General features: G+C 70.5%; 7 protein-coding genes. 4 read left to right on the top strand and 3 right to left on the bottom strand.

Annotation, left to right across the window (positions count from 1 at the left end):
- Positions 1-37: 37 nt before the first annotated feature.
- Positions 38-1,528, top strand: a complete 1,491-nt coding sequence (locus tag C1J01_RS12825; RefSeq protein WP_111179170.1) for a carboxylesterase/lipase family protein — start codon at positions 38-40, stop codon at positions 1,526-1,528.
- A 130-nt stretch (positions 1,529-1,658) separates the two neighbouring features.
- On the opposite strand, the gene C1J01_RS12820 is transcribed toward C1J01_RS12825, so the two are convergent.
- Positions 1,659-1,862: a type 2 periplasmic-binding domain-containing protein gene (locus C1J01_RS12820; RefSeq protein ID WP_181448725.1), complete on the bottom strand. Its 204-nt coding sequence runs from the start codon at positions 1,860-1,862 to the stop codon at positions 1,659-1,661.
- Positions 1,863-2,810: 948 nt separating this feature from the next.
- On the opposite strand from C1J01_RS12820, the gene C1J01_RS12805 reads away from it, so the two are divergent.
- Complete coding sequence (locus C1J01_RS12805; protein WP_111179168.1) at positions 2,811-6,116, top strand: AfsR/SARP family transcriptional regulator; 3,306 nt, start codon at positions 2,811-2,813, stop codon at positions 6,114-6,116.
- A 100-nt stretch (positions 6,117-6,216) separates the two neighbouring features.
- Here the strand turns inward: C1J01_RS12805 and C1J01_RS12800 are convergent, their stop codons facing one another.
- Positions 6,217-6,987 carry an AfsR/SARP family transcriptional regulator gene (locus C1J01_RS12800; protein WP_111179167.1) on the bottom strand — a complete coding sequence of 257 codons (771 nt, stop codon included), beginning with the start codon at positions 6,985-6,987 and terminating at the stop codon, positions 6,217-6,219.
- Between the two features lie 502 nt (positions 6,988-7,489).
- Here C1J01_RS12800 and C1J01_RS12795 point away from each other — a divergent pair.
- Positions 7,490-10,576 (top strand): lantibiotic dehydratase, encoded by a 3,087-nt coding sequence (locus tag C1J01_RS12795; protein WP_111179166.1) that lies wholly within the window; start codon positions 7,490-7,492, stop codon positions 10,574-10,576.
- On the top strand, positions 10,573-11,907 hold the full coding sequence (locus tag C1J01_RS12790; protein ID WP_111179165.1) for a lanthionine synthetase C family protein: 1,335 nt from the start codon (positions 10,573-10,575) through the stop codon (positions 11,905-11,907). The genes C1J01_RS12795 and C1J01_RS12790 overlap by 4 nt, the downstream gene beginning before the upstream one ends.
- Here C1J01_RS12790 and C1J01_RS12785 read toward each other — a convergent pair.
- Positions 11,900-12,796 carry an LLM class flavin-dependent oxidoreductase gene (locus tag C1J01_RS12785; RefSeq protein WP_111179164.1) on the bottom strand — a complete coding sequence of 299 codons (897 nt, stop codon included), beginning with the start codon at positions 12,794-12,796 and terminating at the stop codon, positions 11,900-11,902. The genes C1J01_RS12790 and C1J01_RS12785 overlap by 8 nt on opposite strands.
- Positions 12,797-12,854: the final 58 nt, after the last annotated feature.

Below are 12,854 nucleotides of genomic sequence, written 5' to 3'. Positions count from 1 at the left end.
CCATAATCCTGGGGTCCACTCGAGGGAAGGAATCGTCATGTCCGAACAGCCAAAGGTACGGACCACGGAAGGCGTGGTGCAGGGGCGCCGGCGGCAGGGGCACGCGGTGTTCCGCGGCATCCCCTACGCCCAGCCCCCGGTGGGAGCGCTCCGCTTCGCCGCGCCCGCGCCGCCGCACCGCTGGGAGGGGACGAGGCAGGCGGTCGAGTTCGGCCCCGTGGTGCCGCTGTCCCTGCCGATCGACGTGCCCCCGCTGGGCACCGACTGGCTGACGCTCAACGTCGGCACTCCGGATCCCGGCGCGGCGGGACTGCCGGTGCTGGTGTGGATCCCCGTGGGCGGCTACCTCTCGGCGGCATCGAGCGACCCGATGTTCGACCCGGCAGCGCTGGCCGAGGCGGGACTTGTCGTGGTGACCATCAACTGCCGCGTGGGCGCGGAGGGTTTCGCGTTCCTCGACGACGCGCCGCCCAACCGCGGATTCCTCGACCAGATCGCGGCGCTGGAGTGGGTGCAGCGCAACATCGCCGCCTTCGGAGGCGACCCCGGCCAGGTCACCGTGGCCGGGGTGTCTGCCGGGGCAGGCTCGGTCGCCGCCCTGCTGACGATGAAGCCGGCGCGCGGCCTGTTCCGGCGGGCCATCGCCCATTCGGTGCCGGGGCTGCACAGCACCCCCGCGCTGGCACGGCAGGTCACCGCCGCGTTCGCGGACCGGCTCGGCGCGGCGGCCCCCACCGCCGAGGCCCTGCGCGACATCGACCCATGGCACCTGGCCGCCGAGCTCACCTCCTTCAACGCCGGCCTCCACGCGCACCGGGAGAGCTGGGGACGCCTCACGGATACCGGCACCGCGCTGTGCCCCGTCGTCGACGGCGAGGTCCTCCCGGAAACGCCCTGGCCCGCGCTGACCGGCGCGCGCGCGAGCGGGACCGAACTGCTCGTCGGCCACACCCGGGACGAATTCCGGTACTTCAGCGTCATGAGCGGACGGTACGGCACCTTCACCGAGGAGGACGCCCACGCAGCCCTGGAACTGCACGCCCCGCAGCCGGACGGCGCGCGGGCCTACCGTGCCGCGTTCCCGCAGGCAGGCCCGGAGGAGCTGGTGGAGACGGTGTACTCCGACGCCCTCTTCCGCATGCCGTCACAGAAGCTGGCCGAGGCGAACGCCGCAGCCGGCGGCACCTCGTACCTGTTCGAACTGTGCTGGGTTGCCCCGGCCCTCGGCGGCATCCTGGGCGCCTGCCACAGCCTCGACGTGCCCCTGGCGTTCGGCACGCTGGACAGCCCCGTCGGCACCCAGCTCATCGGCGAGGAGCCCTCTCCCGAGGCCGTCGCGCTCTCCCGCGAACTCCAGGAGGCATGGGTCCGCTTCGTCACCACCGGCGACGCGGGCTGGTCCGCCCACCGGCCCGGCGGGCACCTCACCCGCGTCCTGGACACCGAGTCGAAGACTCTGCCCTACCCCGAACAGGCATCCCGCCAGATCTGGGAAGGCCACTCCCCCGCCCCCTTCGATCTCTCGTAATTGTCCGGGTCGGCTCCTACGACTGCGACGCCCCCACTCACCTGCCCGTCGGGGACAGCGCGAATTGGCGTACAGCCAGCAACACCCGGCCCGCTTGCCATCAGATCCCACCCGAGGGTGACGGACGACATCAAGAGCCGGGAGAGGCCGACGGGAGAGGGCACAGGTCACGGACGATCCCGGCCAGGGCCCGGATGGGCTCGCCCTCCGCCTCCCTCCGCCACACCAGCGCGTACGGCAGCGGCTCCAGATCGGTGACCGGCAAGTAGGCGATGTCCGGCCGTGCCCAGTAGCGGGTGACGTGGGCGGGGAAGAGCGCCACGGGCCCGTCCATGCTGGCGAGGGCATGGCCTCTTCCGCGTCTCGCACCACGGGGCCGCGCTCGATCTGACGGCCCCGTCGGGTGAAGCGCGGGGCGTCGCCTCGGTGACGCCGGTCTCTCACCCCCCCAGGACAGCGGAGTGCCGACATCGGGCGCGGCGGAGATGTCCCGGCCGCCGGCCAGTTCGACGGGGGCGGAGGGGGCGGTGAGGTCGCGGAAGATGGCCGGTGCCGGGCCGCCACGAGCGTCAGCAGTACGGAGAGCACCTCGGTGCCGAGCGGCACCCCGAGGGGAGAACGTCTGGTGCCAGGACAGGCCCGTGGTGTCGAGACTGCTGGTGAACGTCCGCGCGAACCCGGCCAGCGCTCGCCGGCCTGGGCCTCGGTCAGCACCCTGTTCATGATCGGGGCCAGACCAAGTACGAGAGAAAGGGGCAGCGTCCCCTCCCACTCGGAGAAGTTCCTGATCAGTGGGTACGGCGGCGGGGTGCCAGGACCTCAGTGACCTTGGCGATGGCCTCAGCGCCGGGTTTGACGTAGCGCATGGCGGTGCGGGGGTTCTTGTGGCGGAACCGGGCGGCGTTCGGACAGGAACAGCGGGCCGTGCGTGCGCGTGTTGCCGTCGGGGAGCCGGAGGAGGCGGGGTAGCAAATGGGCGGTGCCGCTGTCCCAGTACACCCACTCGGTGGCGCCGCCCTTGGAGCGGACGGGGGCGCGGCGGTGCGGGGTTGGCCGTGCGCGGGGTGGCCAGGAAGGCGTCGGCGGCCACGGCGAGGCGGGCTACGTCCGCTGGCGCAACGCCCGCGCCCAACCCAAGACCAGCTTCGCTGCGAGCTCACCCATCCGAAGCCGGACCAGTTATCCGGCCAAGGTTGCGTGACGGGCCACTAGCTGAACCATTCGGTAACGAGACACAATGCTTGACCAGAGCTAGCCAGCCAGCAGGACGACAGGAGAAGGCGTGCCGCCCTCGGAGCAGCTCCAGATCGCGACAGGCCCGAGAACCCGTTTCGGGATCCTGGGGCCGGTAGAGGTCTTCAGGAGGAGACACCGGATACCCATTCCCTCGCCCAAGCAGCGCGTCGCCCTGGTCACCCTCCTGCTGCACGCCAACCGCTCCGTCTCCGTCGAGCGGCTCATCGAGCACATGTGGCACCACGACCAGCCCAACGACGCGCGAGCGGCGTTGCACACGCACATCGCCCGCCTGCGCCAGATCCTCGACGACGGCGGCGGCAGCGAGCCGCTGATTCACACCCAGGAGTCCGGGTACCTCATCGAGGTCAAGTCCGACGATCTCGACGTCGCCCTGTTCCGTGACCTCGTCAGCCGTGCCGAGCAATCGGTCGACATTGAGACCGAAGCCTCCCTGCTCCAGGACGCACTGGCATTATGGCGCGGGCCCGCGCTGGCCGACGTGCCGTCGGAGTCGCTCCAGCGCGACCACGCCGACCGCCTGGCGGAGGAACGGCTGCGGGCCCTGGAACGCTGGCTGGAACTCGGCCTGCTGGCGGGCCGGCATGAGCAGGTCGTGGTCGAACTGCAGGGTCTGACCGCCGCACACCCGCTGCGCGAACGACTGTGGGCACAGCTCATGCTGGCTCTTTATCGGTGCGGCCGCCAGGCCGAGGCACTTCAGGCCTACCACACGGTCGCCTCGCTCCTGTGTGAGGAACTGGGCATTGCCCCGGGCGATGAACTGCGCCACCTGCACCAGTCCATTCTGGCCGGGGAAGCCGACCTCATGCTCGTGCCGTCGAAGCCCGCCGTTCCGGCCATCACGACGTCCGCCGCCGAGCGGCCGGAGCCGGCCGACGTACGCCCGTGCCAGCTCCCCTCGGACACCGCCGCGTTCACCGGCCGCGCCGGCGAATTAAGGGCGCTGAACCACCTGCTGGAGGTGGTTGACGACGAGCCGTCCGCGCCGGTCAGGATCGGTGTCATCACGGGCACGGCGGGAGTGGGCAAGACCGCCCTCGCCGTCCACTGGGGTCACCTGACGCAGAGGCACTTCCCCGATGGTCAGCTGTACGTGAACCTGCGGGGATTCGGCCCTGACAAGCCGATGGAGCCGACCGCTGCCCTGGAGTTGTTACTGCTGGGGCTCAACATCGAGCCCCAGCGCATCCCGGCGGATTTGGACGCCCGGTCGGCACTGTTACGCAGCGTGCTGGCCAACCACCGGGTCCTGATGGTGCTGGACAACGTCCGTGACGTGGCGCAGGTACGGCCGTTGCTGCCCGGCTCGAACTGCCTCGTGCTGGCGACCAGCCGCGACCAGTTACGTGGTCTGTCGGTGCACGGTCACGCGACGCACGTGACCCTCGGGGTGTTCTCACCGCAGGAGTCGGCGGCGCTGCTCGCCTCGGTGCTCGGATCCGACCGGACGGCGGCGGAGCCGGAGGCAACGGCCGAGCTAGGACAGTTGTGCGCGCACCTGCCGCTGGCGTTGCGGATCGCGGTGGCCAACCTGACGCTCGACCAATATCAGAGCGTGGCCGACTACGTAGCGGAGCTGCGTCAAGGCAACCAGCTTGCCGCACTGAGCATCGACGGCGACGAGCAGAACGCGGTGCGCGGCACGCTGGACCTGTCGTACGCGGCGCTGCCGCCGCAGGCGCAGGCCAGCTTCCGGTTGCTCGGGCTGGTGCCCGGAGGAGATTTCACCGTCGAGGCCGCCGCCGCGCTGAGCGGCTTCACCGTAGAGGAGGCCCGCCGGCAGCTCAACCGGCTTGCCACCGCGCACCTGATCCACAGGTACGCGCCCGGCCGCTTCCGCTTTCACGACCTGCTGCGCCTGTATGCCATGGAACGGCTGCACGCCGAAGAGGGCACTCACGATCGTGAGGAGGCCAGACAGAGGCTGTTCGACTGGTATCTGGCGAACACCCGCGCCGCCGTCGAGAGCAGCCATCCGCACTGGGCCAGGCTGCCATCGGCGAGGCCGGCCGGCGTGCCGATAACCGCCTTCGCCGACATGGCGTCGTCGACGGCGTGGCTGGCGGCTGAGCACCGCAACCTCGTCGCCGCCGTGCACCATGCGGGCGCGTCCGGCCCGCGCTCATCGGCGTGGCTGCTCACTGACGCGCTGCGAAGCCACTTCTGGTCCAGCGGGCGCTCGGACGACTGGCTGTCCTGCGCACAGACGGCCGTGGCCGCGGCCCGGGAGGAGGGCGACCCGCTGGGAACGGCTGCAGCTCTACTGGCGCTGGCGCACGCCCACGCCTACCGCGACCAGCCTGAGGCGAACTCCCTGTACGCTCAGGCGCTCGCGGCCGCCGACGAGAGTGGCTGGAGCGAGGGCCAGTCGTCCATCCGCAACAACCTCGCCGGCGTTTACGCGCTTCGTGGGCAGTTGGAGGAGGCGGCCCGCTACTACACCGAAGGCATCCAGCTCGACGAGCAGGACGGCCGGACGGCCTGGCTCGGGGTCAAGCACGTCAACCTCGGCACGCTCTACGCCCAGATGGGCCGCCTGAAACCCGCGTTTCACCATCTCACCCAGGGCCTTTCGCTGCATCCCGACCGAGATGGCATCATCGCCACCAACCTCGGCGAGATCTGCCGCCTGCTGGGCAGGTTCGACGCCGCGCTGGAGCACCTGCATCGGGGGTTGTCGCTGCTCAAGGAGGTCCGCAGCCGCACCATCGAGCCGCACTGCCTGGCCTCCCTCGCGGACACCCATACCGACCTGGGCCAATACGACCAGGCGCGGACATACGCGCAGCGAGCGCTCGAGAGCGCTCGCAACGTCGACGAGCGCCTTCCCGAAGCGCTGGCTCTGAACGCCCTGGGCCGAGTGGACGAGCGTGTCGGCCGGAATGCCCAGGCGATGGAGCACCACCGCCGGGCGGGGGAGATCGCCGGTGACGACCACCCTTCGGCGAGGATCGCCGCACTCGTAGGGCTGGCGAACGCCGCCCGCGGGCTGGGCGATCGCGAGGCGGCGTCATTCGCCGGGCAGGCCCTCCGACTTGCCCGTGAGGGATCCTTCCACCTTTTGGAAGGGCTTGCCCTGACCTCGCTCGCCGATATCGCGCTGGCGACCGGAGACCACACCGAGGCGGTACGGCACGCCCGGCTCGCGCTGGACATCCATCGCGACACCGGGCACCGCCTGGGAGAGGCCCAAACGCTGCGCACTCTCGGCGAGGCCTCCGAGGGCACTGCCGCCCCGTACCGCAGGCAGTCGTTGGAGCTGTTCGACGAAATCGGCAGCGCCCAGACCGTGGAGGGGCATAGAACCCATCCTGAGTCCACCGGTTGATGCCCGCGCCCGAAGACAAGGCCATGAGAGCTTGGTGAAAGGCTCCCCCGCACCCATTTACATCCGGCATACCGGCGAAGACTCCAGCCTCACGACGGCATCAGCGTCGGCGGCTGTCATCGTCGCTGTCGGGGCGCAGGATGGACTGGTAGACGGCCTTGACGTCCGGGTCCGGCTCTATGCCGAGCTCCCGGTCCAGCATGCGGCGCAACTCGTGATAGGCGCTCAGTGCCTCGGCCTGCCGGCCGCATCGGTACAGCGCGGTCATCAGCTGCTTCCAGAAGTGCTCGTTGAACGGATGTTCGTGCGTCAGCTCACGCAGCCGGCTGACGACCTGTGCGTACCGCCCCAGTGCGAGGTCAAGGTCGATCTGCCGGTTCAGAGCCTGCAGCTTCATCTCGTCGAACCGCGTCGCGATCCCCAGCCGGAGGGCCGGCGAGGGCACATCGGCCAACGTCGGCCCACGCCACAGTTCGACGGCCCTGCTGAGGCAATCGTGCTCGGTGGTGACGTCCAGGTGGGCTCGGGCGCTGTCCGCCTTCTCCAGCAGCGCGGAAAGGTCGTGCAGGTCGAGCTCACCCGGCTCCACCCTCAGGACGTAGTTGGATCCTCTGGTACGGATGAACTGGTGGTCGCCGGTGATCCGGCGCAGCCGCAGGATGACCGAGTGCAGCAGCGTGCGCGCGGAGGCCGGGGGTTTCTCCCACATGTACTCGATCAGCCTGTCCCTGGTCACCGGCTCGTTCTCGTTGAGCAGCAACGCCGCGAGCACCACCTTCATCTTCCCGGCGGTCACGGCGACCGTTCGGGTGCCGATGTCCAGACGCAGGGTACCGAGCAAGCTGAATCGGCGGGCAGGGATGGCGTTCATGTGTGACTCCGGGTCCTTGACCAGCTTTTGGGATGGATAGTCCACCCCTCAAGGAAAACCGGAGGCGGTTTCGGCCGCCTGTCGTCGCGTTGTCGTCCCGCTGTCCCGGCGGCCAGCGACCGTCTAGCCCGCGCTGACCGCTGGGAGCGCCCGTTACGTTCCGCCGGAGGGCGGAATCAGCAGACCCTGGTCTGGGTCTCAACCGGGCAGCAGGTGTCCTTGCAGGTGTTCCAGCAAGTGTTCGATCCCACAATGGACACGCATTCATTGCAGGTGATCGCGGTCGGGCGGGTCATCTGGTGAGAATCCTCCACCCATCCTCGAGCAGGCACCGCGCGCAACTGCAAATCGAATGACCCATTGTTCCAATCGCTGTTCCGAGCCATTATTCCTCCTTTCTCTGAATCGGAGCCTGGCACTCCTCCGCGGCCATTGTCAATAACACCGTCATAATTCATCGGAATAACAGAGAAATGTTAGTGGGCGCTCCTAGCATCGGCTCATGCCCATGAATTTCAGTGGCGCCTCGTTCGGGCTGTTGCGGGTTCCCACCCGGAAACCCGGGGATGCCGCCATCACCCTGACCGGTCCCAATTTTGACGACCCCGCCGAGTCCGGCCGGATCCGGGCGTATATCCGGCAGATCGTCGCCGACCCCTTCGTACGCGAAGCCATTGAGGTGTCGAGCGGTTCACTGGCACGTGACCTCGCCAAGATCGAGGACGGCGGGTCGGTCCCCTTCTCCAGGCTGCGCCGTGTCGCCTACGCCGTCACCAAATATCTGCTGCGTATGTCGTCCCGGCCGACTCCGTTCGGGCTCACGGCCGGCGTGGCCGTCGCGCGGTTCGGCGGGCCGTCAGGAGGGGAGCCGGAGTTCCGGACCGGGCTGCCGGCCGTGAAAGCCGTACGGCCGGCCATGGACTGGCTCCTGGCCGCCGTCCACGAATGGGAACGCCTGCCCGACGTCCGGCAGCGGCTCCTGCTGGTCCGCAACGACCTGGCGACGTCGCGCGGGGACCGGCTCATCCTGCCGTACGTACGGGCCGCGCACGGCAAGGTGACCAGCTTCGAGGTGTCGGTCCGCGACACCGAGGCGGTACGCGTGTGCATGGACGCGGCCCACCGGCCCGTGTCCCATGCGGTTCTGGTGGCGAAGCTGCGCGAGTCGTTCCCCGGCGTGGCCGAGGACACCGCGTCGGGCCTGATCGACTCGCTCCTGGAGCAGGAGTTCCTGGTCAGCGAGTTGCCGCCGCCGCCGGACAGCGCCGACCCACTGGGGCACGTCATCGACCGCCTGGAGGCGGACCACTCGCGCACGAGGGCATTGCGCGACATACGGACGGCGATCGGCGCGTACGCGGCGAGCCCGCCGGGGGAGGGCGCCGCCGGCCTGCGGTCGCTCGTCTCGTCGATGTCCCGCCTGCACTCGTGCGAGCGGCCGCTGCAGGTCGACCTGCGCACCGGAGTCGAGGCGAGCCTGCCCGACGTGGTGCTGCGCGAACTCGAGACCGCGGTGGACCTCCTGTGGCGGATGACCTCCGACGAGGTTCCAGATCACTACCTGGAGTACCACCAGGCGTTCGTGGAACGTTATGGCCTCGGCTGCGCCGTTCCGCTCGGTGAGCTGCTGGACCCGGCCCGCGGTCTGGACGCTCCCGCCACATACGTGTTGCCCGCCAGTTCGCGGCAGCTCACGCACCGGTCGCCGCCGGCCGACACCCCGCGGCGACGGCGGCTGGCCGAAGCCGCCATGGAGGCGATCGGCTCCGGACACGAGGAGGTCGTCCTCGACGATGAGTCGATCGCCGCGCTGGTGCGGCACGACGGCACCTCCAGGCCGGCCCCGGACCTGGACGTGTGCGTCACCCTGCTGGCGGACTCCATGGCGGAGGTGGCGCGAGGCGAGTTCCGACTGGTATTGGCGGCGGGCCTGGGCTCGATCGGCCCGGGCTCGTTCTTCGGCCGCTTCACCGCCATGTTCGACGGTATGGCGGATCGGCTCAGGCAGATCGTTTCGACGCCGGACGCCATGGAGCGGGGAGCGGTGCCCGCGCAGCTGTTCTACCAGCCGAACGAGTCACGCTCTGGCAACGTCATCCAGGTCCCAACGATCTTGCCCCACCGGGTGGCCGTCGGCATGTACGCCGACCGCGGACGGGACGGCGTGCTGGGTCTCGACGACCTGGTCGTCACGGCCGACACCCATCGCCTGTACGTCCATTCGAATTCGTTGGGACGTGAGATCATCCCGATGCCCTTCAACATGCTCAATCCGTACCGGCAGCCGAACGTGGCACGGCTGCTCGGCGAGATCGCCTTCCACCGGGCCGGCGGTGTCTCGGCCTGGTCGTGGGACGGCCTCGCCGACCTGCCGTACCTGCCCCGAGTGCGGTATGGGCGCACGGTGCTGTTCTCGGCCCGCTGGTTGCCCGGCCCCGAACTGCGCGACTCGAGCCTGTCCTGGAACGGATGGCGGGAGGCGCTGCGCGCGTGGCGGGAACGGTGGTCCGTGCCCGACCACCTGGAGGTCGTCTCGCACGACCTGCGGCTCCCGCTCGACCTGACCGCCGCGCCGCACCAGCGGCTGCTCAGGCGCGAGCTTGAAAGGGACCGCTCGGCCGTGCTGGCCGAACCGCCGGGTGGCGGCTCCCCCGGGACGGGGTGGTGCGGGGGTTTCGGCAACGAGATCGTCGTGCCGTTGACCGGGCGGTCCGTCACGCCCCCGGCCACGCCGCCTCCGGGCACACTCGACTGGCCGCGGCGCCGCCACCATCCCGGCGGGGAATGGCTCTACGCCAAGCTCTACCTCATCGAGGAGCACCAGGACGAGCTGCTCATCGACCGGCTGCCCGCGCTGCTGGAGCGGATCCGCCCCGCCATCGACCACTGGCACTTCCTGCGGTACCGCGATCCCGAACCACACCTGCGGCTGCGCCTCGCCGGGACCCCCGACACGCTGTCCGGCCACGTTCTGCCCACGCTTCACGACTGGGTGGCGGCCGGCTGCGCGGCGGGATCCCTGCGGGGGATGGCTCTGGACACCTACCAGCCCGAGTACGTCCGCTACGGCGGCGAGAAGGCGATGCCGGCGGCCGAACGGCTCTTCCACGCCGACAGCGAGTCCGTGGTGCGGCAACTGCGCCTGCTCCGCGACGGCATGCTCACCCTGGATCCACAGTTCGTGGCGGCGATGAACTTCATGGAGATCGCCCGAGGCCTCGGCGGCGACGGCTGGGCCGCCCGCTACCTGGACCGTGTTCCCAAGGGGGGCCATCACGCGGCGTTCCAGCAGCACCGGAGGGCCGCCGTGCGGCTCATCGACCCGGCGGGCGGCTGGAAGGCCCTGGCCGCGGAGCCCGGCGGCGCGCAGTTGGTCGAAAGCTGGCGCCGGCGCACCGAGGCGCTCGCCGACTACGCCGCGGAGCTGGAGTCAACGGACCCGCGGGCGCGTCTCGACATCGTCAGGAGCGTGCAACACATGCACGCCAACCGGCTGCTGGGCATCGACCGGGAAGCAGAGGCGCATGCGCTAGCCATGCTCAGAGGCGTGCTCGATGCCGACGCCCAGCGCAGGAGGTTCGCCGGATGAGTGACGTGCACCCGCTCGCCGCGGAGGCCACCGGCACGACGAGCGACCGGCGCCGGACCGCCGCGGACATCGCCGGTCTGCTGGCCGGGCGTCTGGCGGATCCGGACGCCATCGAGCACTTGTTCGAGCAATCGGTGCTCATGGAAGCGGGCCGCCCCGGGCTCTCCCTCAGCGTCGGCTTCCCCGCCGCCGCCCTGTTCCACGCGGAGCTGGCGGCGACCCGGCCGGCGGCCCGCCGCACGGCGCATGCCATGCTGGCGCGGGCCATCTCGCAGGAGCCTCCCTCCGGCGGCGGCGCCCTGTACGACGGCCTGACCGCTCTAGCCTTCGCCGCCCGCAACACGGCCGCCACCGCGGACGACTACCGCTTCCTGCTCTCGCAACTGGATCCCTACGTGGCCGACCTCGCCCACCTCCGGGTCGAGCGCTGGAGCCAGCGGGGCCCGGCAACCCTCACCATGTCGAGCTACGACGTCATCCAGGGGCTGACCGGGCTCGGCCGCTACCTCCTCATGGCCGCACCCGGCGGCGACGCCCTGCGCGAGGTGTTGTCCTTCCTGGTCTCCATCACGGACGAACCCGCCGAGGCCGCCGGGCACGAGGTGCCGGGCTGGTGGGTCACGGGGCCGCCGTGGATCCTAGCCCAGCACGACCCCCGCTACGCACATGGCCACGCCAACCTCGGGCTCGCGCACGGCATCTCCGGCCCGCTCGCGCTGCTCGCCATCGCCTGGCGGGAAGGGCAGCGGGTGCCCGGCCAGCGGCAGGCGATCGACAGCATCACGGACTTTCTGCTGCGCTGGCGGCGCCCGGACGAGTTCGGCCCGCGCTGGCCCGGCGTGCTCACCCTCGACCAGCTGCTCGGCCGCGAGGAGCCCGGGGTCGTGTGCAACGCCACCTGGTGTTACGGCGTCCCGGGCATCGCCCGCGCGATCCAGCTCGCAGGGCTCGCCCTCGACCGAGCGGACTGGTTGCGCGTCGCCGACGAGGCCATGCGCTCCTTGGTCGACCGGCCGGTCGACCAGCTGTACCTGACGGCGGCCGGCCTTTGCCACGGCTGGGCCGGACTCCTGCAGATCGCCCTGCGGATCGCCGCCGACAGCACCGACGAGGCCGCGTCACTGGTGGCCGGCCTCGCCGCCGAGCGCACGATCGAGCACTTCGACCCCGCGCTGCCGTACGGGTTCCGTTACCCGATCTCGGCGGACGAGCCACCCACCGACGGGGCCGGGCTGCTCGACGGCGCCGGCGGCACCGCACTGGCCCTGCACGCCTACGCCAGAGGCAGCGCTCCTGCGAGCCAGTGGGACGCCGCCTTGCTGATCAGCTGAAGGGCGCGAGCAAAGTGTACGAGCGCCTGCGGGCCGCTGCGTCGAACACGTTGGTGACGATCATGATCTCGTCGGCGCCGAGTTCGTCGGACAGGACCGCCAGGGCCGCGCGCACGGTGGGCCCGTCGCCCACGACCATGCCGTCCGGCAAGTCGTCGGGCAGGCCGGCGGCCCGCGCCAACTGGTGCGCCTGCGCCTCGGTGTCCGCGGCGATGGCGGCCACGCTCACCAGACCGTACGGCTGGCTCAGGCGCGCCGAGGGCCGGAACGATCCGCGGTACGCCGCCAGCGCGCCTTCGGCGCCGGCCGCGTTCAGATGGTGGGCAAAGGCGTACGGCAGCCCCAGCTCCCCGGCTAGGCGCGCGCTGGACTCGCCGGCGCCGAGCATCCACAGCGGAGGTCCCGGCACGGCGGCGGGGCTCACCCGGATGCCGGCGTGACGATGGCCGGGCGGGAAGGAGCCGTGCAGGAATGCGGCCAGGTCGGCGAGCTTGCCGGCGAACCCCGCCGGGGCGCCCTGGCGCAGCGTCTCCGCGATCTCGGCGGTGGCCCCGGCGGCGCTGCCGACGCCGAGGTCGATTCGTCCCGGATGCAGTCCTTCGAGGGTTGCGAACTGCTCCGCGACGACCATCGGGGCGTGGTTGGACAACATTACCCCGCCGGCGCCCACTCGGATCGTCGAGGTCACGGCGGCGAGGTGGGCGATCAACACGGCGGGCGCGGAGGCGCCGACATTGGGTACGCCGTGATGCTCCCCCACCCAGTAGCGACGAAAGCCCCGCGACTCGGCCAGGCGTACCAGGTCTGTACTGGCGCGCAGTGCCGCTGCCGCGCCGGTGGACGGGACCAGAGGAACAAGATCCAGGATCGACAAAGGGCTTTGCACCATAGGCGGAATCGTAGGAACGGCCGCTAATAATCCGATGTCAGCCGGCTATCTCAGCTCA

The sequence above is a fragment of the Nonomuraea aridisoli genome, assembly GCF_003236395.1.
In the GTDB taxonomy this organism is placed as follows: domain Bacteria; phylum Actinomycetota; class Actinomycetes; order Streptosporangiales; family Streptosporangiaceae; genus Nonomuraea; species Nonomuraea aridisoli.
Note: the sequence above shows the minus strand (reverse complement) of the source record. Positions and strands in the feature narration are given on the sequence as shown.